15 protein-coding genes and 1 pseudogene are annotated in these 26,699 nt (G+C 69.3%); 11 read left to right on the plus strand and 5 right to left on the minus strand.

Annotated features, from left to right (window positions below):
- The first annotated feature begins 146 nt into the window (after positions 1 to 146).
- The 9 genes and pseudogenes from ACIA8G_RS09380 (at position 147) to idi (ending at position 18,018) form a co-directional block, all read left to right on the plus strand.
- Positions 147 to 1,184, plus strand: a complete 1,038-nt coding sequence (locus ACIA8G_RS09380; RefSeq protein ID WP_396417872.1) for a methyltransferase — start codon at positions 147 to 149, stop codon at positions 1,182 to 1,184.
- Positions 1,185 to 1,325: 141 nt separating this feature from the next.
- Positions 1,326 to 4,103, plus strand: coding sequence for a type I polyketide synthase (locus ACIA8G_RS09385; protein ID WP_396417873.1), 2,778 nt, complete (start codon positions 1,326 to 1,328; stop codon positions 4,101 to 4,103).
- Between the two features lie 2 nt (positions 4,104 to 4,105).
- A pseudogene (locus ACIA8G_RS09390) lies at positions 4,106 to 8,713 on the plus strand (beta-ketoacyl synthase N-terminal-like domain-containing protein); the annotation flags it as partial.
- Positions 8,710 to 13,563, plus strand: a complete 4,854-nt coding sequence (locus ACIA8G_RS09395; RefSeq protein WP_396417874.1) for an alpha/beta fold hydrolase — start codon at positions 8,710 to 8,712, stop codon at positions 13,561 to 13,563. The pseudogene ACIA8G_RS09390 and the gene ACIA8G_RS09395, both read left to right, overlap by 4 nt.
- A complete protein-coding gene (locus tag ACIA8G_RS09400) occupies positions 13,560 to 15,221 on the plus strand; it encodes an FAD-dependent monooxygenase (RefSeq protein WP_396417875.1) in 1,662 nt (553 codons plus the stop codon). Before ACIA8G_RS09395 ends, ACIA8G_RS09400 begins: the two co-directional genes overlap by 4 nt.
- Positions 15,222 to 15,255: 34 nt before the next feature.
- On the plus strand, positions 15,256 to 15,738 hold the full coding sequence (locus ACIA8G_RS09405; protein WP_396417876.1) for a cupin domain-containing protein: 483 nt from the start codon (positions 15,256 to 15,258) through the stop codon (positions 15,736 to 15,738).
- 30 nt (positions 15,739 to 15,768) lie between these two features.
- Positions 15,769 to 16,656 (plus strand): aromatic prenyltransferase, encoded by an 888-nt coding sequence (locus tag ACIA8G_RS09410; RefSeq protein ID WP_396417877.1) that lies wholly within the window; start codon positions 15,769 to 15,771, stop codon positions 16,654 to 16,656.
- 12 nt (positions 16,657 to 16,668) lie between these two features.
- On the plus strand, positions 16,669 to 17,364 hold the full coding sequence (locus tag ACIA8G_RS09415) for an SDR family NAD(P)-dependent oxidoreductase (RefSeq protein ID WP_396417878.1): 696 nt from the start codon (positions 16,669 to 16,671) through the stop codon (positions 17,362 to 17,364).
- Positions 17,365 to 17,460: 96 nt separating this feature from the next.
- Positions 17,461 to 18,018, plus strand: a complete 558-nt coding sequence (idi, locus tag ACIA8G_RS09420) for an isopentenyl-diphosphate Delta-isomerase (RefSeq protein WP_396417879.1) — start codon at positions 17,461 to 17,463, stop codon at positions 18,016 to 18,018.
- Positions 18,019 to 18,033: 15 nt separating this feature from the next.
- On the opposite strand, the gene ACIA8G_RS09425 is transcribed toward idi, so the two are convergent.
- Positions 18,034 to 18,606, minus strand: coding sequence for a DUF4232 domain-containing protein (locus tag ACIA8G_RS09425; protein WP_396417880.1), 573 nt, complete (start codon positions 18,604 to 18,606; stop codon positions 18,034 to 18,036).
- Positions 18,607 to 18,974: 368 nt separating this feature from the next.
- Here ACIA8G_RS09425 and ACIA8G_RS09430 point away from each other — a divergent pair, with 368 nt between their 5' ends.
- Complete coding sequence (locus ACIA8G_RS09430; RefSeq protein WP_396417881.1) at positions 18,975 to 19,562, plus strand: hypothetical protein; 588 nt, start codon at positions 18,975 to 18,977, stop codon at positions 19,560 to 19,562.
- A gap of 11 nt (positions 19,563 to 19,573) precedes the next feature.
- On the opposite strand, the gene ACIA8G_RS09435 is transcribed toward ACIA8G_RS09430, so the two are convergent.
- From ACIA8G_RS09435 to ACIA8G_RS09445, 3 genes are read right to left on the minus strand one after another with little or no spacing between them, the layout of a single operon-like run.
- Entirely contained in the window at positions 19,574 to 20,368 is a 795-nt protein-coding gene (locus tag ACIA8G_RS09435; protein WP_396417882.1) for a phytanoyl-CoA dioxygenase family protein, read from the minus strand.
- Between the two features lies 1 nt (position 20,369).
- Positions 20,370 to 20,960, minus strand: coding sequence for an EF-hand domain-containing protein (locus tag ACIA8G_RS09440; protein WP_396417883.1), 591 nt, complete (start codon positions 20,958 to 20,960; stop codon positions 20,370 to 20,372).
- Complete coding sequence (locus tag ACIA8G_RS09445; protein ID WP_396417884.1) at positions 20,957 to 23,188, minus strand: BTAD domain-containing putative transcriptional regulator; 2,232 nt, start codon at positions 23,186 to 23,188, stop codon at positions 20,957 to 20,959. Before ACIA8G_RS09445 ends, ACIA8G_RS09440 begins: the two co-directional genes overlap by 4 nt.
- A 303-nt stretch (positions 23,189 to 23,491) precedes the next feature.
- On the opposite strand from ACIA8G_RS09445, the gene ACIA8G_RS09450 reads away from it, so the two are divergent.
- Positions 23,492 to 23,710, plus strand: a complete 219-nt coding sequence (locus ACIA8G_RS09450) for a hypothetical protein (protein WP_396417885.1) — start codon at positions 23,492 to 23,494, stop codon at positions 23,708 to 23,710.
- Between the two features lie 11 nt (positions 23,711 to 23,721).
- On the opposite strand, the gene ACIA8G_RS09455 is transcribed toward ACIA8G_RS09450, so the two are convergent.
- A complete protein-coding gene (locus ACIA8G_RS09455; RefSeq protein ID WP_396417886.1) occupies positions 23,722 to 26,559 on the minus strand; it encodes an AAA family ATPase in 2,838 nt (945 codons plus the stop codon).
- Between the last annotated feature and the right edge of the window lie 140 nt (positions 26,560 to 26,699).

Consider the following 26,699-nt stretch of genomic DNA (forward strand, 5'->3'; position numbering starts at 1 on the left):
CACGGCAGTCCGACTTGTTTTTTTCGCACAAGCGTGCACTCTTAACGACATGAGACGCGTGGAAGCGGACCGAGAACCGGTCTGGGGCCTTCCTCAGCGTTAGACGCGATCTGCCATCAGACCTTCGGAGCGCTGCAGTGAAACAGATGTCAAGGCGGCTGACTCAGTTCCCGTTGCTTCAACTCACGAATGGCTTCATCAGCTTCAAGACCTATGCTGCTGCGGTCGATCTCGACGTATTCACACGTCTCGCCGGGGGGCGATCGGTCACGGTCGAGGAGTTCGCTGAAGAGTTCGATCTGCAACCGCGGCCCGCTGATCTTCTGCTTGCCGCGCTCACGTCCCTCGATCTTCTGGAGAAGACCGACATCGGCTACCGCAACACCGCGATCGCCGAGGAGTTCCTGGTCGCCGGCAAGCCGTACTACTTCGGCGGCTACGTGAAGTTCTACAACCACAAGCTGTACGAGGGCTGGCACCACGTCGTCGACGCGTTGAAATCCGACCGTCCGGTTTTGTGGAATCCAGATGAACAAGAGACGTTGTTCACCGCGGAAGACGCTGTGGTCATGGAGTTGTTCTGGGAGGCGATGCACGCGCTGGCGGGTTTCACCGCCCGTTCGCTCGCCGATGTCTACGACTTCACCGGCCACCGGCGCCTGCTCGACGTGGGTGGCGGCTCAGGCGGCTTCCCGATCGAGCTGTGCAGCAAGTTTCCGCACCTCACGGCCACTGTGTACGAGTTGCCGCACGTGTGTCCGATCGTCACCGCGAAGGTCAAGGCGGCGGGGCTGGACCACGCGATCGACACCGCGCCTGGCAACTACTCGAAGGACGCGACCCTTCCTGAGGGGTATGACGTCGTCCTGCTGAGCCAGATCTTCCACAATTACGACGAAGAGTACAACCGCGCGCTGCTGGACAAGGTCTGGGCCGCATTGCCGCCCGGTGGCGTGGTCATCATCTGCGAGCACCTGTTGAATCCTGATCGCACAGGCCCGGCCGAGGCCGCGCTCATGGGTATGAACATGCTCGTCGCGCAGTCCGGTGGAAAGAACTACTCCGAGACCGAGTACCGGTCGTGGCTCGGCGACGCCGGGTTCGTCAACTCGGAAATTGTCAGGTTCGAGGCCGGCGGCGCCAACGGTGCCGTGATCGCACGGAAGCCTCAGAACGTTCGTTAGTGCTGCCGCCGTCATTGTTCGTGCGGCGCCCTCGGTGAGCTACCTGTAGAAGCCACTGCCCTTCAGTGGCTCCCCTGATGCTGGGCTGGTCCGATGAGTGAGCGAATACTCCCTGCGCGCTCCGATGAAACGGCTTTCGAGATGAGTTGTTCCTCGTCCGATGATCGCATCGCCATTGTTGGTATGGCCTGTCGGTACCCAGGAGGAATTTCCTCGCCCGAGGACCTCTGGGCGCTGTTGCTCGCCGAGAAATGTGTTGTCTCCGACCTGCCGTCCGACCGGGGCTGGGATCTCGAGCGGTTGGGGGCGGGTGATCCGAACGCGGTTGGCTCGTCACCTGCCGCCCGCGGCGGATTTCTTGAAGGCGGAGCGGACTTCGACGCCGAGTTCTTCCGGATCTCGCCGCGGGAAGCCGCGGCGATGCATCCGGAGCAGCGTCTCGTGCTGGAAACGGGATGGGAGGCCCTCGAGCGTGCGGGCCTTTCCTCCGGAAAGCTCCAGAACGAACGAGTAGGTGTATTCGTCGGCGCTATGTCCACCGCTTATGGCCCGCCGATGCACGAAGCGCCGGCGGACGTGAAGGGCAGTGTTCTCACCGGCACCGCCGCGAGCCTCACGGCAGGGCGGCTGAGCTACTTCTTCGGATTCACCGGACCGGTGCTGACCGTGGACACCGCACAGTCCGGATCGTTGGTGGCCATGCATCTGGCCGCACAAGCCTTGCGGACCGGCGAGTGCGGCCTGGCGCTGGCGGGCGGAGTGACGTTCGCGGCGAGTCCGGGAATGTTCACGGAGTTCAGCAAGCACGGCGGTCTGGCATCGGACGGCAGGTGCAAACCCTTCGCTGCCGGAGCCGACGGCACCGTGTGGAGTGAAGGCGCCGGCATGGTCGTGCTGGCTCGGTTGTCCGACGCTCGGCGCCTCGGTTGCCCGGTGCTCGCGTGCCTGCGGAGCTCCGCGGTCAACCACGACGGAGCGAGCAGCAGCTTGATCGCTCCGAACGGCGCCGCTCAGGAGGAGTTGATCCGGCGGGCGCTCGCGCACGCCGGGTTGACCGCCGCGGACGTCGACGCGGTCGAGGCACACGGCACCGGTACCAGGCTCGGAGATCCAGCCGAGGCCGGTGCGATCCTCGCGACCTACGGCCAGGACAGACACGAGTCCAGGCCGCTCTGGCTCGGCTCGGTCAAGTCGAACCTGGGGCACACCCAGGCCGCTGCCGGCGTTGCCGGCGTCATCAAGATGGTCATGGCCATGCGCAGCGGACTTCTGCCCAAGACGCTGCACGTCGACGAGCCCGCCGGCGAGATCGACTGGTCGGCGGGCTCGGTGCGGATCCTCACCGAGCACACCCGGTGGCCTGCCACGGATCGCCCGCGCCGGTCGGCGGTCTCGTCGTTCGGGATCAGCGGCACCAACGCGCACCTGGTGCTCGAACAGGCCCCTGCGGAAGGCGACGAGGTGACGGCGGAAACCCTGCCGTTCGTCATCTCCGGCACGAACGACCGCGCTCTGCGAGCTCAGGCGAACCAGCTGCGGCAGCACGTCCAGAGCCGGCCCGACCAGGACATCGGTCAGGTCGCGTGGTCACTGGCCACCCGCCGGGAACGACTGGCCTGCCGGGCAGTCGTGCTGGCGCAGAACCGCGACCAGCTCGTCGCCGGCCTGGGCGCGGTCGCCGACGGCACCGAGGCGCCGGATGTCCTGCGAGGCGCGGAACAACCGACCGGCGCCGTGGTGTTCCTGATGACCAGTCCCTGCCACGGCCTGGTGGAGCTGGCACAGGAACTGATGAGCGAGTCTCCCGCGTTCGCCGCGCGGGTGGCCGAGTGCGCGGACGTTTTCCCTCCCCACTGCGACTTCGTGGTGGGGGAGGCGGTGCGACGCGGTGCGGATGTGGCGTGGTTGCGCCAGGCGGGTGCGCTGGACGCCGCCGTCTTCGGCATGACGGTGGCACTGGCGGAGTTGTGGACGTCCTGCGGCGTGCGGCCGGACTTCGTGATCGGTGCCAGCCGGCACCAACTGGCGGCGGCGCATCTCTCCGGCGTCCTGTCGATCGAGGACGCGGCCAGACTCGCGGTACAGCGCGGTGAGGACGCCACTGGGGCACCCGATCTCGCTTACTGCGGCGCGGTGACCGGCGATCGTCCTGAAGGGACGGTGCTCGACGCCGATCACTGGTACGACAACGCCCGCGGGACCGCGAGGTTCGGCGACACCGTGCGTGCATTGGTGGCGGGCGGGGAACCGGTCACCTTCATCGAGATCGGCCCGCGGTCGGCGTTGCTCGACTCGGTCCAGGAAATCGCGCGCGACGAGGGAAACCCGGATGTGGCCGTGCACGCCGTGCAGCCCGGCACGAGCGGGCGTTCGTTGCCCGTCCTCGGCCTGTCGCACGCCTATCTGCGTGGCGCTACACCGCGGTGGGAGACCGTGTTCGAAGAGCACCTCCGACGCGGGGTGGACCTCCCCACCTACGCCTTCCAGCGACAGCGGTACTGGCTGGACCCCGGGCAGGCGGCGCCGGTCGCCGACCGCGTCGAGGAGGTCGTCGCCGTCGCGCCGCGGTCGAGTGCACACGACGAACCGTCCGACGACCGAGCAGCGCTGATCGCGTCGGTCCGCGCGCACGTCGCGGCGGTGCTCGGGTACGGCTCCGCCGACGCGGTTCCGATCAACCGCCCGTTCAAGGAACTCGGCCTGGACTCGATCGGCACGCAGGCGCTGAGCGTCCGGATCAGCGAGGACATGCACCGGACGCTGGCCACGTCGTCGATCTACGACTACGCCACGGTGACGAAGCTCGCGGACTACCTGCAGGTGTGGGAGGCGCCCCGGATTTCCCGGCGCACGGGTGCGGTGGAGGTCGAGACGATGGACGCGGGCAGCCTCATCAAGCTGGTCATGGGGGAGGACTAACGATGACGGACTCCTCCGGCCTGCTCGACGCGCTGCGCACGTCCATCAAGGAAACCCAGCGGCTGAGGCAGGAGAACGCTGAGCTGCGTGCGGGCAACCGCGGCCCCATCGCGATCGTGTCGATGGCGTGCCGCCTCCCCGGCGCTGTGTCCACACCGGACTCCCTGTGGCAGATGCTGGCGGAAGGACGGGAAGCGCGGTCAGGCCTGCCCGCCGACCGGGGATGGGACCTGGACGCGCTGTACGACCCCGAGCCCGGCCGGCCGGGCCGGATCTGCACGCGCACGGGCGGATTCCTGGATCAGGCAGCGGACTTCGACGCCTCCTTCTTCGACATCGGGTCACGTGAAGCCACCACGATGGACCCGCAGCAGCGACTGCTGCTCGAGATCAGCTGGGAGGCGCTGGAACGTGCCGGCGTGATTCCGGAGACCTTGCAGGAGAGCAGGACCGGCGTGTTCGCCGGTGTCCTGCACCAGGACTACCTGCCCGGCCTGGACAGGATTCCGCACGATCAGGCGAGTTTCGCGATGACCGGCGGCCTCACCAGCGTGGTGTCGGGGCGCGTCGCCTACGCACTGGGACTGCGCGGCCCGGCGGTCACGGTCGACACCGCGTGCTCGGCGTCCCTGGTCGCGGTGCATCTCGCCGTGCAGTCGCTGCGTGCGGGCGAATGCGACCTGGCGCTGGCCGGTGGTGCCACGGTGATGGCGACACCGGGCATGCTGATGGCGTTCAACCTGCAACGCGCACTGGCCCCCGACGGCAGGTGCAAACCGTTCTCGGCCAACGCCGACGGCATCGCCATGGCCGAGGGCGCGGGCGTGCTCGTGCTGGCGAGGCTGTCCGACGCGCGCCGCCTGGGGTACCCCGTGCTGGCCGTGATCCGCGGATCCGCCGTGAACTCCGACGGGGCCAGCAACGGCCTCACCGCGCCCAGCGGCCGAGCCCAGCAGCAGGTGATCGAGGACGCGCTGCACAACGCGGGTCTCCAGCCCGCCGACGTCGACGCGGTCGAGGCGCACGGCACCGGCACGGTGCTCGGTGACCCGATCGAGGCCGCGGCGCTGCAGGCGGTCTACGGCGAGCGCAGGCCACCGGCGAGTCCGTTGTGGCTCGGCTCGCTGAAGTCCAACACCGGGCACACGAACGCCGCCGCCGGGGTCGCCGGGCTGATGAAGATGGTGCTGGCCCTGCGTTCCGAGGTGCTGCCGCAAACGTTGCACGTGCAGGCGCCGACCCCGCACGTCGACTGGGACCCGGCCAAGATGCGGCTGCTGACCGAGCCGCGGCCGTGGCAGCGGGGAAGCCGGACGCGCCGGGCAGCCGTGTCCTCGTTCGGCATCAGCGGAACGAACGCCCACCTGATCCTCGAAGAGGGCGACCCCATCGGCAGCAGCACCGGCGCCGTGGAACCTCGGGTGCTCCCTTTCGTGGTGTCGGCCAAGAACGAGAGCGCACTGCGGCGGCAGGCCGCGCGGCTGCGCGAGCACGTTCTGGCGAACCCGGACGTGCGGCTGATCGACCTGGCGTACTCGCTGGCCACCACGCGCACGGCGTTCGGCGAGCGTGCGGCGGTGATCGCGGCGACCGCGCCCGAGCTGGTCGACCGGCTCGCGGAACTCGCCCGGGGTGACCGGCCCGTGCGGGCGGAACTCGCCCGGGGTGACCGGCCCGCGCGGGCGGAACTCGCCCGGGGTGACCGCCCTGTGCGGGAGGAACTCGCCCGGGGTGACCGCTCCGCGCAGGCGGAACTCGCCTGCGGCGACCGCCCAGCACAGAAGGAACGAGGTGAGGCCGCCGAACTCGCGGCGAAGTACGTCGAAGGGGAACCGGTCGACTGGCGCCCGTTCTTCCGCGGGAGTTCGCCCCAGCGCGTCGACCTGCCCACCTACGCGTTCGCCCGCGAGCGGTTCTGGATCACGAGGCCCGGCCTGGTGGAAGCCGATCAGCGCCGCCAGGAGGTCCGCCTCGACGAGGCCGGGATCTGGGAAGTGGTGCGGGCACAGCTCGCGAAGTCGATCGGTGGCAGCGACGGGGCCGACATCGACCCGGCCGCGACCTTCCTCGATCTCGGCCTCACGTCGGTGGGTGTACTCGACCTGCACCGGAGCCTGACGGACGCGCTGGGCGTGCAGTTGCCCAGCACCATCATGTTCGACCACCCCACACCCCAAGCGCTGGTGTCGTACCTGCACGCGCAGAGCTCCACGCTCCCGCCGGCGTCCACGCCGACCCGACAACGAGACCTGGACGCGCAGAGTTCCACGCTCCCGCCGGCGTCCACGCCGACGCGGCAACGAGACCTGCACACGCAGAGTTCCACGCTCCCGCCGGCGTCCACGCCGACACGGCAACGAGACCTGGACGCGGATCCGGTCGTGATCGTCGGGATGGCGTGCCGGTTGCCGGGCGGTGTGGCGTGCCCCGACGACCTGTGGCGGCTGGTGACCACGGGAGTCGACGCCATCTCGCCCTTCCCCGACGACCGGGGCTGGGACATCGGCAAGATCTACCACCCCGACCGCACCCGTCCCGGCACCACCTACTCGCGTCTCGGCGGCTTTCTGGACGACGTCGCCGGCTTCGACGCGGCGCTGTTCGGGATCGGGTCACGCGAGGCGCTGGCCATGGATCCCCAGCAACGCCTGATGCTGGAACTGACGTGGGAGGCGCTGGAACGGGCCGCGATCGACCCGATGAGCCTGCGCGGCAGCGACACCGGGGTGTTCGCCGGGATCGCCATCCAGGACTACGGCGCCGATCTGCCGGACGGCCAGGGCGATCTCGAGGGCTACCAGATGACAGGGCGCGCCCCGAGTCTCGTGTCCGGGCGAGTCGCCTACTCGTTCGGGTTCGAGGGCCCCGCTCTCACCATCGACACCGCGTGCTCCTCGTCGCTCGTGGCACTGCACGTCGCGAGCCAGTCGCTGCGCAGCGGCGAGTGCTCACTCGCGCTGGCCGCGGGGGCGACGGTGATGGCGAGTCCGGAGGCGTTCGTCCAGTTCAGCCGCCAGGGCGGGCTGGCTCCGGACGGCAGGTGCAAGTCGTTCTCGGCCGACGCCGACGGGACCACCTGGAGCGAAGGCGCCGGCGTGCTGGTGCTCGAGCGCCTGTCCGACGCGCGCAAGAACGGGCATCCGGTGCTGGCACTGGTCAACGGCACCGCGGTGAACTCCGACGGCGCCAGCAACGGCCTCACGGCGCCGAGCGGATCGGCACAGCAGCGCGTGATCAGCCAGGCGCTCGTCAACGCGGGCCTGAGTGCGGACGACGTCGACCTCGTCGAGGCACACGGCACCGGCACCGCGCTGGGCGATCCGATTGAGGCACAGGCACTTCTGTCCACCTACGGCAGGGGCCGGCGGGCCGATCAGCCTCTGCTGCTGGGGTCGTTGAAGTCGAACATCGGGCACACCATGGCGGCGGCGGGAATCGCGGGCGTCATCAAGGTCGTGCAGGCGTTGCGGCACGGCGTCGCACCGAAGACGTTGCACGCCGAAACGCCGACCCCGCACGTCGACTGGACCGCCGGAGGGCTCGAACTGCTCACCGACACCAGGCCCTGGCCGCGGCAGGGGAGGCCGAGACGCGCGGCGGTGTCGTCGTTCGGGATGAGCGGCACCAACGCGCACGCCATTCTCGAGCAGGCTCCCCGGCTGCCGGATCACCCTGCGGGCGACGGCGTGACTGGTGCGTTGGTCTTCCCGTTGTCCGGGGCCAGCGCCGAGGCGGTTCAGGCGCAGGCCGCTCGCTTGCACGAATTCGTTGTGGCACAACATGATCGCGTGCGGCTCTGTGACGTCTCGTGGTCGTTGGCGACCACGAGAGCCGCGCTGCGTCATCGTGCGGCCGTGGTCGCGTCCACTCGCGACGAACTCATCGCGGGCCTGGAAACGTTGTCCCGCGGCGAGACTTCGCCCGCCGTGGTGCGTGGCGTGGCGGTCGCGGCTAAACCGGGTGCCGCCGTCCTGGCCCCGGCCCTGGTGGAATCGGGAGACGGGCGCGGTGTCGCCGAGGCGTACGTGGCGGGCTCGCCCGTCGACTGGACCGCGGTCTTCGGTGCGACGTGCCGCCAGGTCGAGCTGCCCACCTACGCGTTCCAGCACCGCCGGTTCTGGATGGCTCCTGTCGCCGTCATCCCCGAACAACGGTCGGCCGTGGCCGCCCAGAGCGACACCGTCACGAGCGCGCCCACACGCCCAGCCGATCCGGAGGAACTGCTCGAGCGGATCTGCGCGGAGACGGCGGAGCTGCTCGACCTGACCGTCGACGAGGTGGCACCCGACATCGGGTTCTTCCAGCTCGGCATGGACTCCCTGCGCGCGATCACCCTGCGGGACCGCCTCGAAGCGATCATCGACCGCAGGCTCTCCGCGACGGTGTTGTTCGACCACCCCACTCCCGCGGAGCTGGCCGCCCACCTGTCGAAGATCACCCGGCCGGCTCCGCCCCCGCCGGTGGTCGTGCCGCGCCCGCGGGTGATTCCCCCGCCGCCGGTACCCGCCGTTCACCTCGGCACAGCGTCGGAAGAGGAACTGATCCGGCTGCTCAGCCTCGAAATTGTTGCCGCCAAAGCGACCAGGGCCAGCGATAGGACGTGGACGTGATCTCAACGCAGAGCAGGGAGATCCTGGGGCAGGCGCTCGCCGAGATCCAAGAGCTGCGCGGTGCCCTGGAGAACTCGGAGCGAACCCGCAACGACCCGATCGCCATCGTGGGCATGGCCTGCCGGATGCCGGGGGCCAGGTCCCTCGGCGAGTTCTGGGAGCTCATGCGCGACGGCCGTGACGCGGTGACCGACGTGCCCCCGGACCGGTTCGACGTCGACGAGCACTACGACCCCGATCCCGCGGCGCCGGGGAAATCGGCGACCAGGCGTGGTGCCTTCCTCGACGACATCGACCAGTTCGACGCCGCGTTCTTCGGCATCTCGCCGCGCGAGGCCGCGCAGATGGACCCGCAGCAACGCCTCTTCCTCGAGGTGGGCTGGGAGGCGCTCGAACACGCCGGCCAGCCGGTCGGCAAGCTGACCGGCAGCAAGACCGGTGTTTTCATGGGGGTCACCACCGCGGACTACAGCCAGACCGTCATCCAGCAGAGCACGACCTCCGATCTCGACGGGTACAGCCTGACCGGTGGACTCGCCTCCGCCTTCGCGCCCGGCCGCCTCGCCTACTGGCTCGGGTTGCAGGGGCCGAGCCTCTCCGTCGACACCGCCTGCTCGTCCTCCCTGGTCGCGGTGCACCTGGCCGCGCAGAGCCTGCGCGCGGGTGACTGCGACATGGCGCTGGCCGGTGGGGTGAACGTGCTGCTGTCGCCGGAGTGGTTCGTGATCCTGTCCAAGGCGGGCATGATGGCCCCCGACGGACGGTGCAAGACCTTCGACCGCAACGCGGACGGCTACGTGCGCGGCGAAGGCTGTGGCGTCGTCGTCCTCAAGCGACTGTCGGCCGCCCAGGCGGATGGCGATCAGGTCCTCGCCGTCCTGCGGGGTTCGGCGGTCAACCAGGACGGCCGCAGCAGCGGCATCACCGTGCCGAACGGCTCGGCGCAGCGCGCGGTCGTGCGCGAGGCGTTGCAGCGGGCGGGAATCAACGGATCCGACGTCGGCTACGTCGAGGCGCACGGCACCGGAACGTCGCTGGGCGACCCGATCGAGGTGAACGCTCTCTGCGATGTGCTGGGGGAGAACCGCGATCCCGCCACGCCTTTCGCGCTCGGTTCGGTGAAGACGAACATCGGCCATCTGGAGTCCGCCGCCGGCATCGCGGGGCTGATCAAGTGCGTGCTGGTGCTGCAGCACGAGCAGTTGCCCCCGCTGCTGCACCTCACCGAGTTCAACCCGGAGATCCGCGTCGGCGAGCTGCCGATCACCGTGCCCACGACGCTCACGCCGTGGCCGCGGCAGGAGCGGCCCCGGTACGCCGGTGTCAGCTCGTTCGGCGCCAGCGGCACCAACTCCCACGTCGTGCTCGAGGAAGCACCACAGCTCGAGCGGCCGAGCACCGGCACCGATCGGCCCGCCCACCTGCTGTGCCTGTCCGCGCGCAGCGACGAGGCACTCACCCAGCTCGCGGGCGGCTACCTCGACGAGCTGGCCGAAGCCTCGGAGAAGTCACTGGGGGACATGGCTTTCACCGCGAACTGCGGCCGGGCGCACTTCAACCACCGGCTGGCCGTGCGCGCCGATCATCCCGATGATCTGCGGCGCCGTCTTGCCCACCACGCGACCGGCGAGAAGAGCTCCGGCCTGCATCACGGCGTCGTCGGCTCCGGACGCCGGCCCAAGATCGCGTTCCTCTTCACGGGACAGGGCTCGCAGCACCGGCGCATGGGCCAGCAGTTGTTCGAGACCCACGCCGGGTTCCGGCGAGATCTCGAGCTGTGCGACGAAATTCTGCGCGCGCACCTCGACCAGCCGTTGCTGTCCGTGCTCTTCTCCGACGACATCCCCGACGAGCTGATCGACCAGACCTGTTACAGCCAGCCGGTCCTGTTCTCGCTGCAGTACGCGCTCGCCCGGCTGTGGCAGAGCTTCGGCGTCGAGCCGGCGGCGGTGCTCGGGCACAGCGTCGGCGAGTTCGCCGCTGCCTGCGTCGCCGGGGTGTTCAGCCTGGAGGAGGGTCTGTCGCTGATCGCCACCCGCGGCCGGCTCATGCAGGAACTGCCTTCCGGCGGCGGGATGGCAGCACTGTCGGCGGACGCCGGCCGGGTCACCGAGGCGATCCGGCCCTACGGGGGCAAGCTGTCCATCGCGGCGATCAACGGTCCGCAGGACGTCGTGGTGTCCGGCCTGAAGTCCGCGCTCGACGAGCTCGTCCAGACGCTGACCGCGGACGGCATCCGGGCCGTGCCGCTGCGGGTGTCGCACGCGTTCCACTCGGAACTGATCGAGCCGATGCTGGACGGCTTCGAAAGCCGTGCCGCCGCGACGTCCTTCGCGGCGCCGGCCATTCCACTGGTGTCGGGCCTGACCGGGCGCATGGCCGACGGGGACACGTTCAGCGCGCCGTACGTCCGCAAGCACGCCAGGCAGCCGGTGAACTTCTCGGCAGGCGTGTGGCAACTCGCCGAGCTCGGCTGCCGCACGTTCGTCGAAATCGGGCCGTCGCCGGTGTTGTGCGGTCTCGCCCGGCGCACGCTGACCGATGAGGACATCGCCTGGCTGCCCTCGTTGCAGCCGGGACAACCCAACTGGCACAGCGTGCTGGACGCGCTCGGCGAACTGTACGTCCGCGGAGCCGACGTCGACTGGGCCGGTGTCGACAGCGGCCGGGCCCGGCGGCGCGTGGAGCTTCCCACCTATCCGTTCCAGCGCAAGCGCCACTGGTTCCACACGACCAAGAAGGCCGTCCCGGCCGTTGCCGCCGATGCCGTGCCGCCGCGCGTGGCGGTCGAGACACCCGTCACCGGCCCGGTCACGCCGGTGAGCGCGCCGGCGGAGGTCAGGTTGCCGGTGCAGGGCCGCCGGCTGCCGTCGCCGCTCGAGATCGTGCAGTACCAGGGTTCGCTGACCGCGGCCCAGTACCCCGGGCTCGACGAGAACGTGGTGGAGCAGGCCGCGGTCGTCAACGCCGGGTTCTACCTGGAGGCGGTGACGGGTGCCGCCGCCGAGATCCTCGGCGACGACCGGGTGTGCGTGGAGCAACTCATGCTGCCCCAGGCGATGCTCATCGAGCAGGGCGGCCGCGCGGTCACCCAGCTCGTCGTGACTCCCACCGGACCGACGTCCTCGAGCTTCCAGTACCTCGCGAGCCCGGCGGGCGAGCAGGGGACGTGGTCGCTGTACGCACGGGGTGGGTTCCGCACCGCGGACGGTGTTCGGCCTGCGGTGGGGGAAAGCGCTTTCAGCGACATCGAGCGACGGTGCGACCACGAGCTGTCAGGTGGCCGTTTCTACCGCGACCTGTGGCGGCGCGGCCTGCGGCTCGGCCCGTCGTCGCGGTGGCTCGACCGGATCAAGTACGGGCGTGGTGAGGCGATCGCCTGGATGCGCACCATGGACGACGACGAGGCGAACCTGCCCTACCGGCTGCATCCCGGCATCCTCGACGCGGTGCTGCAGATGATCTTCCCCTGCGCCGCCGACAGGGTCGGGCCGGACACGTTGGCCATGCTCGTCGAGCTGGGGGAGTACCACTTCTACGGCCATGCCGGAGAACCGCTCGTGTGCCACGCACGACTGCAGGAGGGTTCGACGTCCGGCGAGTTGCTGACGGCGGACATGACCCTCATGACCGAACGCGGCCAGGTGGTCGCCCAGCTGAGCTCCGTCCACATGCGACTGATGCGGCGCGAGGAGCTCGTGCAGGCGATCACGGCGCCTCCCAGGCAGACGACGGTGAGCCTGGGCCGCAGGCAGCCCGACGCCGAGCGGACGCCCGCCGCGACCGTCGACCTCGGTGGCGAGGACGCCGCCACGCGGGTGCGGCACGCACTGGTGCGGCACACGGCCGACGTGCTCGGCAGCGCGCCCGACGAGATCGAGGTCGACGAGCCGCTGCAGAACCTCGGCCTGAACTCGATGATGGCGCTCGAGCTGCGCGACATGATCAGCCGTGAGTTCGGGGTCACCCTGGCGGCGACGGAGTTCCTCGACAACCCGAGCGTAGCTGCGCTGGAGTCCGTACTGCTCGCCAAGGTGGCCCCAGCCGGTCAGGCGCCTGACTCCCCTGAACCACAACGGATCGAGCGCACCGGGCCGGGCGGGATGCACGTGGTCGAGATCGGCGGCGGTGAGCCGGTGATCTTCGTGCACGGTGGCGCGTTCGGCGGCATGGACGCCTGGCAGGCGCAGGAACCGCTGGCGCGGCGCTGGCGGCTGATCGTGCCTTCCCGGTTGAACTACGGCAAGAGCGCGACGAGCGTCCGGGAGGACTTCGAGGAGGACGCGAAGCTCATCGCGGAACTCCTCGGCGACGGCGCGCATCTCGTGGCCCAGTCCTACGGAACCGTCGGCGCCATGCTCGCCGCGGTGGAACGGCCGGACGTCGTGTGGTCGCTCACGCTGATCGAGAGCGCGGCGAGCAGCGTGGCCAGGGGAGTGCCGGTCGTCGACGAGTACGAGCGCGGCATGCAGGACCTGCTGGCCGCTCCGCCGGGTGATGAGGAGGAGTTGCTCGGCGCGGTGTTCTCCTACATCGAACCGACGCTGAAGTTCCCGTCGCCGCTGCCCGCCGACGTGCGCGACTTCGCCGGACGGCTCACCGCCATGCGGTGGCCGTGGGAGGCGAACATCCCCACGGCCGCACTGCGCGCGGCCACCTTCCCGAAGCTCGTCGTCACCGGCGGTCAGCGGCCGCTCTTCGAGGAGATCGGCAACGCGCTCGCCGCCCAGATCGGCGGTGAGCGGCTGACGATCAACGGTGGGCACGGCACGCAGAACGCGGGCACGCCGTTCAACCAGGCGCTCGAGGAGTTCCTCGGACGAGCGGGCGAGAACGGAGCGCGGCCATGACCTTTCCCACCGAGACCGAAGTGCTGATCCTGGGCGGCGGCCCCAGCGGTCTGTCCGCCGCGATGGAACTGGGCCTGCGCGGTGTGCGCTGCGTCCTGGTCGAGCCGCGCGAAACCGTGACCACCGACCGGCCGCGGGCCAAGACGACCAGCGTCCGGACGATGGAGCACTTCCGGCGCTGGGGTCTGGCGGGCGACATCCGGGCCGCTGCACCGATTCCGGTGGCCTGGTCCCAGGACGCGGTCTTCTGCACCAGCCTGCTGGGCGCGGAGATCACCCGCTTCACCGGTTGCTTCGGCCTGACGCCCCAGCGGACGGACCTGTTCGCCGAGTCGGGCCAGCAGATCGCGCAACCGCTCGTGGAGCGCGTGCTGAGGAACGCGGTGGCACAGCTGGACACCGTGACGACGTCGTTCGGCGCCCTGTGCGGCCTGCTCGTGGAGACGGGGTCGTACGTCGAGGCGAGCGTGCTCGACAGCCGCGACGACATGCACGTGTTGCGGGCGCAGTACGTGCTCGGATGCGACGGTCCGACGGGCTTGTCCCGCGACTCCATCGGCGCTCTCTACGAGGGTTCAGCCGACTCCAGGCGCAACCTCAACATCGTGTTCCGCGCACCTGGTCTGGCACAACGGGTTCCGCACGGGTCGGCCGTGCACTACTGGGTCGTCAACGGGAAGACCTCCGGGCTCGTCGGCCGGTTGGACCTCGACGACACGTGGTTCGTGGTGGGCGTCGACGACTCGTCAGGCACGCTCGATCCGTCCGAAGTGGTGCGTGCGCTCGTGGGCCAGGACGTACCAATGTCGATCGTGTCGACCGACCGCTGGTCCGCGCGGATGCTGGTCGCGGACAGGTTCGCGAGCGACCGGATCTTCCTGGTCGGTGACGCGGCGCACCTGACTCCGCCGTGGGGCGGGCACGGGTTCAACACCGGGGTCGGCGACGCGGTCAACATCGGGTGGAAGCTGGCCGCGGTGCTCGACGGGTGGGGCGGGCCGGGCCTGCTCGAGACCTACGAGCTCGAACGCAGGGTGGTGGCGGAGCGGACCATCGCGACCGCGAGCAGCCACCTGCGCCGCACTCCCGCGGATCTGGCCACCTTCCCCGTCAGCGCGCCGGGTGAGCGAGGTCGGGCCGCACGCGTCGCCGCGGCCGCCGCGATCCAGGACTGCAAGCGCAGCGAGTTCCACGGACTCGGACTGGTGCTGGGCTACCACTACCACGGGTCGCCGATCATCGCGGCCGATCCCGGACCCGAGCCCGTGCAAGAGGTCACCACCTACCGGCCCACCGCACAGGCCGGTGCACGACTGCCGCACGCGTGGTTGCCCGACGGCACCTCGTTGTACGACCGGCTCGCCCAGAACCACACCCTGCTCTGCCTCGACCCCTTGGCCGACCTGGAGCCGATCCGGGAGGCGGCGAGGCGCAGCGGTGTGCCTCTCACCGTGCTGCGGGCCGGCGACTGGTTCGAAACAGACACCTGTGGCGCGTCGCTGGTCCTGGTCCGCCCGGACCAGCACGTCGCCTGGCGTGGCGAACCGGACGATCTGCGGATCCCCGACCTGTTCGAGGTCGTCCGCGGCGCCACGCCGAAGTTGAACGCGTTCGACAACCGACAGCCAGTGCAACAGATAGCTGCTGAAGTGAGGTGATCGTGTGTTTCCAGAGGAAGGGAAGCGCCCCCACGTGGCCAACGTGGGAGACGGTCCTGAGTTCGACTACTACGCGACGAGTTTCGAACAGGTCCTGCCGGAGGACGCCACCGGCGGTGCGCTCACGGTTATTCGCAACACGGTGCTTCCCGGGAACGCCCCGCCCATCCACGTGCACACCCGCGAGGACGAGTTCTGGGTTGTGCTGGAAGGCGTTGTCCGCATCTGGATCGGCGGGACGACGCTCGAAGAGTGCGAGTCGTGGGACGTGGAGGCGGGCGGTTTCGCCTTCGCTCCCCGCGGCCTGCCGCACACGTTCGACACCGTCACCGACTCCGCGAAGGTCCTGATCGGCGCACTGCCCGGTGCGCTGGAGAAGTACTTCCAGTCGGTGGGCAGGGCCGAGGGGCGCAAGGACGAGGAGAACCTCGCGCTGCTCACCAGCTTCGGTGCCGCCGCGGTCGGCGCGCCGCCCAATCTCCACGCCGCCCAAGTGGTCGAGCTCGCCAGGGACTGAGCCCACCTACTGCGAGAACGGAGTACCCCCTTGCTGCCCGACACCAAGACAGACCTGGTCCAGCTGCACACGGACCTGCGGAAGTACGCGGAGATCGCCGAGGTCGACTTCAACGACCGGGCGGTCTCGGAGATGATCGACACCTTCAACGAGCAGTACGCCACGGGCACCATCACGGTCCGGACCACCACGCAGAACGCGGCCAAGCGGACTGTCAACTTCCGTTACATGACACCGGAACTGCCGCACAACCCCGTTGCCACGGCTCGGCAGAAGGGCCTGCTGAAGTCCAGCGGTCACCCCGTGGAGAGCATGGTGGACGAGGTGATCGACCGTCTCCCGCTGTGGTGGGGGGTCGATGCCTCGGTGGCCCGCGGTATGGAGAAGGCGTGGGCCTTCTTCGAGGAACCGCCGACGTTCGACGAACTCCTCGAGCTGAAGTACCTCCCCGAGTCGGTGCGCAACCACCGCGAGCGGTTCGCGAAGGTCCGGCTCGAACGGTTCTGCATCATGGCTTTCGACTTCCACAACGGGAGCATGAACCTCTACTCGGAGATGCTCACGCCCGGCTCGTTCACCCGCGCCGAGGTGGCGATGATGATCCAGGAGATGGACGCCGCGCTGCCGTCCGACGAGGAGATCGGGCGCGACACCGAAGCGGTCAACGCCTACTACACGTTCGACTGGGACGTGCCGCAGGCGCGCAGGCTCTGCTTCGCGATGACCGCGAGCGAGGAGAACTTCCCCAAGCACTGGCATCCGCTGGCCGAGAGGTTCGCGGTCGAGGCTCCCTTCCAGGCCGAGCAGCGCGGATTGATCTTCAACCCGACCTACGGTCCGACGGGCGGCTACCTCAAGGTCGAGGCGGACTACACCGGAGACGCCGGTCCGCGCGTCTTCAGCTACTGGAACAGGTGAGTTGCAACCGCTATGGCTACCATTCTTGTCACTGGAGCAACGCGAGGGCTGGGCAGGGAAACCGCTCGGCGGTTGGCTGCCGGAGGTCACGACGTCTACCTGGGCGCGCGTGATCTCGATCGGGGCAAGGAAGTCGCGGAGGAGATCGGCTGCGACGCGGTTCAGCTCGACGTCGACGACGACGGTTCCGTGGCCAGGGCGCTGGCAGCCGTCGGTGAACGCGCCGGCCGGCTCGACGTGCTGATCAACAACGCCGGTGTCAGCGGGCCGTACAAGCCCGTGGACGAGGTGACCGCGGACGAGATGCAGGCGGTCTTCAACACCAACGTCTTCGGCGTCGTGCGGGTGATGCAGAACTCCTTGCCGTTGCTGGAGTTGAGCGACAACCCGGTGGTCGTGAACGTGAGCAGCGGCCTGGGCTCGATAGGCCTCGGCCTGGCTCCGACGAGCTTCGAGTTCACGGTGCCGGGCCTCGCCTACCACTCGTCCAAGACGGCGCTGAACATGGTGACGGTCCAGTACGCCAAGACGCATCCGAACATGCGGATCAACGCGGTGGACCCCGGCTTCACGGCCACGGACATGACCCATCACCAAGGCACGCAGACGATCGAGGAGGGGATCGAAGTGATCCTTCGCCTCGCCCAGATCGGGCAGTCCGGTCCCACCGGTGGGTTCTTCCACGCGCGTGGCCCGGTTCCCTGGTGAGTGGTGGTGTCGTTTCAGCGGGACCACTGGCACCGTGGTCCCGCTGAAACCCTGCTGGTGCTCCGAACTCCTCGTGGAAGGCAGTGGAACGAGCTCATGAACATCGACGAGGAACGCGTCGTCTTCGTTACCGCGGACGGCGTGCCGACCGGCGAGACCGGCAACAAGCTGGCCAGCCATCACGCGAACACCCGGCTGCACCTGGCTTTTTCGTGTTACGTGTTCCGGCGTTCTGACAACGCGTTTCTGATCACCCGGCGCGCGCTGAGCAAGAAGGTGTGGCCCGGCGTGTGGACGAACAGCGTGTGCGGCCATCCGGCGCCCGGTGAGCCGATCGAGGACGCGGTGCGGCGGCGCGCGGACTACGAACTGGGCCTGCCCAAGCTGTTCGACGTGCGGTGCGTACTTCCCCGGTACACCTACAAGAGCCCGGAGTTCGACGGTGTGATCGAGCACGAGTTCTGCCCGGTCTTCACCGCGGTCGTCGACGACGAACCGGCTCCGAACCCGGAGGAGGTCGACTCCTTCCGGTGGGTCTCCTGGGCGCAGTACGTGGAACTGCTCGGCCGTGACGACTCGAACATGAGCTACTGGGCGAAGGACCAGTTCCAGCAACTCAAGGAGGTGGATCCGTTCGTCACGATGCCCACGTGACCGTGGTGCGGTGGTTCAGCCGGGGAGCACTGGTCCGATCTGGTTGCCGGGTGCGATCTGGTCTCCCTTGAGGACGAACGGTCCGTGCGGCCACGTCACCGGCACGGCCTTCGTGCCGTTCGGCGGCGTGACGTTCATCTTGCTGACGTGCCAGCCGGTCGCGTTGTCGCCCAGCTTCGTGACCAGTTCGCTGTGCCCGGTGGCGCCGGGTGACAGTCGCACCTGCTGGTACGAAGCCGCGGACCTCGGCACGTCGAGGACCCGTCCGTCCGCGCCGGCGAAGCTGACACCGGGGAACCCGGACAGCAGGCAGTCCGTGGCGGCCGAGTTCCGCAGCCGCAGCTCGAACTTGAACGTTTGCTGGTCGCCTGCAACAGGTGTGGCGCTGCCGACGGTCACCTCGACGTCGGCGCAGGCCGCAAGCGGCGGCGTGGCCGGCGTGGCCGCCGGCGCGGTGGATCCTGACGGCGGTGCCGCGGCCGGCAAGGCACCTCCGGATTCCACGCGCGCACATCCGCCGGTCGCGGTGACCAGGCCGATGAGTGCGGCGGACACGATGCAACTGACCGGACGGATTCGTCCTCCCATGGTGCGACCTACTCCTTCTGCAGATGGGGCAAGAGTTCCGTTGAGGAAGTCGACAGCCCCCGCCCCGCTCGAGCAGCGCCGGCGGGGGCTGGAGCAGTGCGCCTCCGAGGGGGGACGAAGGCTTGCTGCTAAAGGAAAAGTACTGAATTTCCGGGTCGGCGCACCACGCCGGCCACCAGGCTCTGCACGATCAGGCAGGCGCACGGCCCGAATCTGCCAGGTCGTCAACCACGTGGGGTCAGGGCAGCCGAAAGGTGCACCTTACGTGCCTGGAAGGGCTTGATGGCTTGAATGCGTGCCGCCGCCGCGCGATCCTCACGTATCACTGAGCCATGTTGCGGTCGGACGACCCGATCAACGCGAATCGCGTGAGACGGGTTCTGCTGGAAGTGTCCGAGCAGCTCGACGACGAGTTCGTCGTCTGGATCCAGGGCCTGCTGGCCGACGACCGGGTCGCGGAGGCGGCCCTCGAGCTCTTCCTCGCCGGCACGGACGGAACCTTGTCGTTGCAGGCCAAGGAGATCGGTCTGCTGGCCCCGATGGTGATGGGAAGCCACACCGGCCGGGCCCTGCTGAAGGTCATCCCGGTGGCCACGTCCAGGCCGATACCCCTGCGTTTCGCGATACCGATCGCGGAATCCCTGTGCACGATCTCCGACAGCCTGATGGACGCGGCCGCGTTGCTGGTGGTGGCGAACACGCCCGGCGCGCTGAGCCTTCGCGTCGGCTGTCGCCTGGCGGCCAGTGACGACCTGCCCCAGGCGTGGCACTACGTGATCGAGTTCGCCCCGGCGACGCATCCGCGTTCCCTGATGCGCGTGACGGAGGAGGTTCGCCTGGCTGTCGAGGCGGTGCCACACCGTCTGTTCATGGTGGACTCTTACGCGTCCAACGACATGCTGCCGCCGTACTTCCGCGACCTCGTCAAACTGGGGCGCATCATCTGGTGCCGATGAGCTACAGGCCGCTAGGCGCCGGTCGGCTCGGTGGAGCTCCTCCTGGGTGCGAGCCTGCGCGGCGGTGATCCCCAAGAAGCCTCGGCAAGAGGCATGAGAGGCGTGGGTCGCGCGGTGTCCGGCCACTGCCGGCCGGGCGGCCGGGGCGCGTTGGCGATGTCGTTGTAGGTCGCGGTCAGGAAGTCCCGGCGGAACGGTGACACGTTGGGTCCCGAGCCGTGGACCAGTTCGGGGTGGAGGAACACCACCGACCCGGCCGCGCCCTGCAGGCTCGCCATGCCGTGGCGGCTCACCAGTCCGGTCATCTGCGTGATCGTCATCGAGCGGTCGTCGCACAGGCGCCCGTCACGATGCGAACCCGGCAGAGCGGTGAACGACCCGTTGAGCTCCGTCACGTCGCCGAGGAACAATCCGACGCTGACCAGATCAGGCGAGTCCAGGTGGTCCATCTGCCGCCGCCAGGCCGGGAACTTCCGGTGCCAGACCCAGCTGCCACGGCTGAAGGCCTGGCTGCAGTTGATCTTCAACTGGTGCAGGTAGACGTCGGAGGCCAGCAGTTGCCGGACCGGGTTGAGCAGGCGCGGCGATCGGATCAGTGCGGCGAACTCGCATCTGCGCGTGTGTGAGGAGTACACGGCTCGGATGTCGTCGGAACGCCCGTCCAGGATGCGATGTGGACCGGGCACCTCGCAGTCCAGCTCGAAAGCCTGGCGCAGCCGTTGCACCTCATCGCCGGAGAACAGCGAATCGAACTGCAGGTATCCACTCTCGTGGTACTCGTCGATCTCGTCGTCGCTCAGGAACATCTCACACCCGCCCCATGAGCCAGCTGCCGGGAGTCAGCGCGTCCGTGCTGAAGCAGAAGTTCATCGCAAGATCGGCGTACCTCGCCTTCGACAGCACCCTGCCGTCGCGCAGGCCGATCCGGTTCATGGTCTCGGCCAGTTCGGCCTCGCGTACGCCGTAGGCACGCAACAAGGCCACGAACTCCTGGCGGTTGAGGTGCCCGTCGGCGTCGCGGTCGCACAGGACGAAGACGGCATCGGCGTGGTCGAGAACCAGGTCCGCACAAGCCGACGGAGGTGTCTCGCAGAAGTAGGACACGTACTCACCCCGGGTCAGTTTGTGGTCGTCCTGCCCTTGAACGCTTCTTGTCACGGCCTGCCATCGGCGGCGCACCGACTCGTGCAACCGCAGTCCCGCCGGCGAACCGGAGTCGACGTCGAACTGGGAGCACATGTAGTCCACGAACTCGTCCCAGTCCTCGAGGGAGGTGATGTTGTCCCGATCCGTGTCGACGTGGTCGAACTCTTTGCCGATCTTCACCGCACGCACGTCGCGGGTGGGCTCCAACGAGGGCACCTCCGTCACAGTGTTCGAGCCGGTCATCGTCCTCATGCCGCCGCTTCGTGTTCGTCCCGAGCCGCGACGGCGGTGCGGAGAGCGATGTGCCGGACGACACCGGCGACCGGGGCACCGCTCTCGCGGCGTCGGCGCAGCCGGGTAAGGGCCGCCGCGAGCAGGTCGCGGTCCTCGTCGGTCAGCGAGGAGTGGTCGAAGGCGTCCTGCAACAGGCGAAGAGCCGCCTCGGGGGCGACGGTCTCGATCTTCCTGACGTTGCCGACGAGCCAGGTGACCATCCACGAGGCGGTGGCCGATCCGGTGGCGGCGAGTTGCTCGACCACGCGGCCGACCGGTGCGCACGCGGTCGCGAGCGCTTGCGCGGCCTGCAGGTGCAGCGCCGCGCGGATCGACGCCGGCATGCCGGCGTAGAGCGCCTGGCGGACCAGCGGATGCCGGAACACGAGCACCGCGCCCGCGTCCGTCAGCAGTCCGGTCGTCGTCGCTTCCTCCACGACCCGCGCGAGTGACTCGGCCGGGCGGTCCAGGACGGCCGCGAGGTCGCCGAGCGCGAACTCGTCGCCCAGCAACGCCGCGCACCGCAGCGCTTCGGTGGTCGCTGGGGACAAGTGGCGCAGCCGTCCGATCAGCGCGGCAGCCAGCCGTGGCGGGATCCCGGCGTCCGCGTCTTCGTCCACTTCGGCCACACCGCCGCGGATCTGCACGGCGCGGTCCCGGACCAGTGCGCTGATCGTTTCCTTGAGGTACAGGGGATTGCCGCCGGCGCGGGCGGCGACCTGACGCAACCGGGGGCTGGGCGCCGCTCCGACGAGTGAGGTGAGCAGCGCGTGCGCCGCGTTCTCCGGCAGCGGGTCGATGGTGATCACCTCGCCGCGCGACCCCCGCACGGTTCGACGCAGCCGCTCCAGTTCCACCCGGCGTGCCGCGAACCGGGAAACGCCGATCAGCAGCAAGGGCATCCTGTGGGTCAGCGCCGCCAAGCGCCGCCACACGAGGCTGCTCGCCTCGTCGATCCACTGCGCGTCGTCCACCACGAGCACGAGCGGGCCCTCCGCGCAGAGCTGGCTGACAAAGCCCACGAAGTGCTCCACCACGGCCACCGTCGAGTCCTCGAAGGTCCATCCCGAATCGGTGGATCCCTCGTCCCGCAGGGCGTTCGCCAAGGCCGTCCGGCGCGGATCACGCGCCGAGCGGTGCACGCCGAGACAGTCCGCGAGCACTCCGAAGGGGAGCCGTTGCCTCAGTTCGTCGCACGAGGCCTGGACGACCCGGCAGCCGTCGGCAGCGGCGAGACCAGCGGCTACGATCGCCGATTTGCCTGCGCCCTGCTCACCTTCCAGCCAGAGGTACCCGCCGCGACCTTCCGCGACGTCGGTCACCGCTCGCTGGACGACGGCCAGTTCGTCGTCGCGGCCGACCAGCGTCGGCGGAGTTTCGTGGACGGTGGAATGCCGCAGCGACGTCACCTGCGCGGTGCGCGGGGCCGGCCGGGCGGTCAGTGCCGGGTCGTTGGCGCGGACTCGCTGGTGCAACCGTTGCAGCGCAAGGCCGGGCTCGGTGCCGAACTCCGCGGCCAGGAGGCGGCGGATGTCGTGGAACACCTCGAGCGCCTCCGTGCTCCGGCCGCTGCGGCACAAGGCGTTCATCAGCACCGCACGCAGTCCCTCGCGCAACGGGTGCTCGCAGACCAGTCCACGCAACTCCGCGACGACCTCGGCGTGGCCACCCATCGCGAGCCGGAGCGCCGCACGCCGTTCGAGCGTGTCGAGACGCAACTCGTCGAGCCGCACGCGCTGCGCCTCGGCGAACGGGCCGTCGATGCCGGAGAACGCGGTGCCGCGCCACAACGCGACCGCCGCGTCGAGCTCGGCCAGCGCGGCTGCCGGGTCGCTGTCCGCCACCCGCGCGGCGCGGGTGCGGCGCTGCTCGAAGACGTGCACGTCCAGTGCGTCCGAACCGAGCAGCAGCGAGTAACCGGATCCCGCCGAAGTGAGCACCCCGGCCTCGGATCGCTTGGTGCGCTGGGGTTCCAGCGCGCCGCGCAGACCGGAGACGTAGGTGTAGAGACTGGCGACCGCGTTGGTGGGCAGCGCCTCGCCCCACACGCCGCCGATGAGCTCGGCCTTCGACACGGCCCGGTTCGAGCGAATGGCCAGAATGGACAGAATGGCACGTCGATGGGCCGAGCCCAGTGCGATCTCCTGGTCGTCGCGCCACGCGCGCACCGGTCCGAGCAGCCGGACCTCGATCGAACCAGCGGTCACGACGACTCCTCGTCTCAGCGCGGCGGTCCGCCGCGTCGGGTGCGCTCTCCTGCTCGTGTTCCAAGATCGAGCACCGCACTCCGTGAGACATCTGTCAGTCGCGCACACCCGTAAGTCATGACGCGTACCAATTGGCGGGAAATGTACGTCAAAGTGGCTCTGAGCTGCGCGAACGTGGAGGCTCCCGCGCGCCTCTCACCCATCCGCTCCGCACGTCGGGGACGTACGGCTGTGCACAGCTGACGGATGTCTCAAGTGGTGAGGCTCGCCAGGTTGTGTCTCAGTTGAGACGAGGAGTTCGTCATGGCCGAATCGAAGACGTTCAACGCCATCATCGAGCTGACCGCGCTGTTCTACCACCGGCCCGGCGCAGGGGCCGCCGACGAGGAGGTCGCCGCCTGGTACCAGGCCAAGGGGCGGTTGTACGAGCGGCTCGCCGACCACGGCGGCCCCGAGGCGGCGCAGGAACGTGCGTGCGCGGCGGCCAGCTACGAGCACGCCCGGCGGCTCTTCGCCTCCTGACGCGGAACCGGTTACGTCGCGGAACCCTGGCTCAGCGCCACCCGTGCGATCTCCACCCGGCTTCGCACGCCGAGTTTGGTGATGATGCGCGAGATGTGGGTCTGCACAGTGCGCCGGGACAGGTACATGTCCTTGGCGATGCTCGGTGTGGAGTTGCCTTCCACGACCAGACCCGCGACCTTGAGCTCGGTCGGCGTGAGCGAACCCCACCCGTGGGCGGCGCGCTGCACGCGAGGACCGCGGACGCCACGACGGACGCCGAGTGCGCGGAGTCGGCGCTCGGCGCGGTGGATGTCCCACGCGGCGTTGACGCAACCGTAGAGGCACATCGCCTGGTCGAGAACGTCCCTCGCCTCGGCGTTCTCGCCCTTGCCCGCGAGGACGACGGCCAGGTCCTCCAGCGCGCTCGCCAGATCCACCTTCGGACCGAGCTCCTGGTAGTGCGCGACCGCCTCCCGCAAGGGTGCCGGATCGCCGTGGAAGAGACCCCGGCACCGGTTGCTGGCAGCCGCCGCCCTCGCCGGCTGGGTCTCGACCGCGGCTTCCGCCTGGCAGGCCTCGAGTGCGGCACCGGCGGTGGCGTGATCGTCGACGGACAGCGCGAGCCGGACGAGTTCCGGCAGCCACTGGTGGGTCAGCGTCATCTCGCCAGGCCGCCGCTGCAGCACCGCGGACAGGATCGACACGGCCTGCTGCGGATCCCCGTCCTGCTCGGCGGCGAGCGCTTGCGCGGCGAGCAGGAAGTCGAGGTTCTCCTGGTCCGAGACGGTCAGGACGGGAATGGCCAGTCCGGCCTGGAGTTGCTCCGCCGCGGTCGCGCGGTCGTTGCGGCGCCCGGCGATCAGTGAGGCGGCACCACGCCAGATCAGCAGCGGCCCGCGGTCGAGGCGGCCGGCGTAGGTGACGGTCGAGACGTCCTGCTCGACGGAGCTCAGTTCGGCCAGCGCGTCGTCCCAGCTGCCGAGCCAGTACAGCAGCACCGCCGCGGACAGACTCGACGTGGCGCGGCCGGGATCGTTGAGGTGGGCCAGTTCCTGCGCTTCGTGCAGGGTCTCCTCGGCCTCCGGCCAGCGGGCGAGGTTCTGCAGGGTGAAGATGCGGGCGTCGAAGACGAACGACCGGAGATTGGCGTGGTCGGGACCGTCGCTGAGCACGGTCAGCGCGCGGTCGAGGTAGCTCAGGGCGCCGAGATGATCACGCTGAACGGAGTGGCTCAGCCAGAGGTGGCTCAGCGCATAGGACGCCGCGAAGGTGTCACCTGCCTGTTCGCCGACCTTCAACGCCTGGTGCGCGGTGGCGTCCGCGGCGTCGAGATCTCCCACCACGGCGCGCTGGAACATCGCGAGCGCCGCCAGCAACCGGGCGCGCCACGCGCCGGGGACGTCCGGTTGCCCGAGCGCACGCTCGACGGTGGTGACGCCCTCGTCGTTGTGGCCGGCGCTGAAAAGCGCGCGTGCCAGCACCCAGTACAGCTCGGCGCGGCCGTCGGGATCGGCGGTCACCGTCAGAGCCTGACGGGCTCGCGTCGCGGCTTCCTCGTGGCGGCCCATGCCGAGCAGGACCCTGGCGAGCTCGATCGCGAGCGTCTGGCCCTCGTCGTCGTGCGATACCACCTGGTCGAGCTCGCGTTGCAGCAGCTCGGCGGCGATGTCCGGCGCCCGTGCGGCGAGCACCGGTGCCGCCTCGACGAGCCAGCCGCGAGCCCAGCCGCCGCCTGGTTCCTCGGCCGCCAGCAGTTGCTGCGCCACCCCCATCGGTTCCACCCCGGCGGCCAGAAGTGCTTGCGCCGCTTCAAGATGTAGCGCCGAACGCAGCGCGGCCGGAGTGGTGTCGTACAGGGCTTGGCGGATCAACGGATGCCGGAACGCCAGGTACGAGTCGGCGCCGGTGAGAATTCCGGCCGCCATCGCGTCCTGGAGTCCGGAGGTCAGTTCCGACACGGGCCGGTCGAGCACCACCGCCAGGTGACTGACGGAGAACCGGCCGCCGAGCATCGCCGCGGCGCGCAGCACCTCCACCGTGGCCTCCGGCACGAGACTCAACCGGTCGCCCAGCGCCGCGGCGAACGAGGCGGGGACACCGGCGATCATGCCGCGGTTCATGGCATCGACCAGTTCCCGCAGGTACAGCGGATTGCCCATGGCCTGAGCCGCGAGCTGGCTCACCTCCTGCCCCGGCGCTTCGATCATGCTCGTGATCAGTGCGTCGACCTCGGTGTCGTCCAGCGCGCCGAGGGTGAGCACGGTGCCGCCGCGGCGGCGCACCGACGCTCGGATCTTCTGCAGTTCCTGCTGGCGCGGGCCGGGGCGCGAGGCGCCGATCAGCAACAGCGGCAGTTGCTCCGCCGCGAGCGTCAAACGGTGCCACACCATCAACGACGCCTCGTCGGTCCAGTGCAGGTCATCGAGGACGATCACGGTGGGGGACGCGGTGCAGAGCTCGTCCACCAGTGACACCAGCATCTCGGCCGCGGCGTACACGATCTCGTCGCCGGCCAGCAGCCCCGGCCGGCGGTCGCGCAGGAAGGTGGCGATCTCCGCCCGCCGCGGGTCGGGTGAGTTGGTGCGAACCTGGAGGCAGTCGCAGATGGCGCGCAGGGGAAACCGCTGGGAGAGTTGGTCGGCCATACCCCACAGCACGTCGTACCCGGCCTCACGCGCGGTGTCCGCGCCCGCCGCGATCAACGCGGACTTGCCGATGCCGGGTTCGCCTTCCACCCAGAGCACGGTTCCTTCGCCGCGGGTCAGCGCATCGACAGCGGTGTCGAGCACGGCTGTCTCCTCCTGGCGTCCTACCCACGCAACGGGCCGGTCAACGGGCCATGCACGAGCATCACGGGGGAGGTCCACGGGCTGGATTGTAACGTTTCATTTCAATCGGCGCGAGAGGGGGTGTGGCGTTGGCGGTGTGTGGTCGTTAGTTCCGACGTTCAGGCCGTTCGGCACGTTGTGTCACCTGTTTCGGGTATTGACCGATGATGGATCGAGCC

The sequence above is a fragment of the Lentzea sp. NPDC051213 genome (assembly GCF_044455585.1).
Taxonomy (GTDB): Bacteria; Actinomycetota; Actinomycetes; order Mycobacteriales; family Pseudonocardiaceae; genus Lentzea.

Bases quoted from the DNA above. Each gene is read 5' to 3' on its own strand.
- ACIA8G_RS09380 (WP_396417872.1), top strand. From the start codon at position 147: ATGTCAAGGCGGCTGACTCAGTTCCCGTTGCTTCAACTCACGAATGGC.
- ACIA8G_RS09440 (WP_396417883.1), bottom strand. From the start codon at position 20,960: ATGAGGACGATGACCGGCTCGAACACTGTGACGGAGGTGCCCTCGTTG.
- ACIA8G_RS09415 (WP_396417878.1), top strand. From the start codon at position 16,669: ATGGCTACCATTCTTGTCACTGGAGCAACGCGAGGGCTGGGCAGGGAA.
- ACIA8G_RS09400 (WP_396417875.1), top strand. From the start codon at position 13,560: ATGACCTTTCCCACCGAGACCGAAGTGCTGATCCTGGGCGGCGGCCCC.
- ACIA8G_RS09435 (WP_396417882.1), bottom strand. From the start codon at position 20,368: ATGTTCCTGAGCGACGACGAGATCGACGAGTACCACGAGAGTGGATAC.
- ACIA8G_RS09425 (WP_396417880.1), bottom strand. From the start codon at position 18,606: ATGGGAGGACGAATCCGTCCGGTCAGTTGCATCGTGTCCGCCGCACTC.
- ACIA8G_RS09450 (WP_396417885.1), top strand. From the start codon at position 23,492: ATGGCCGAATCGAAGACGTTCAACGCCATCATCGAGCTGACCGCGCTG.
- idi (WP_396417879.1), top strand. From the start codon at position 17,461: ATGAACATCGACGAGGAACGCGTCGTCTTCGTTACCGCGGACGGCGTG.
- ACIA8G_RS09385 (WP_396417873.1), top strand. From the start codon at position 1,326: ATGAGTTGTTCCTCGTCCGATGATCGCATCGCCATTGTTGGTATGGCC.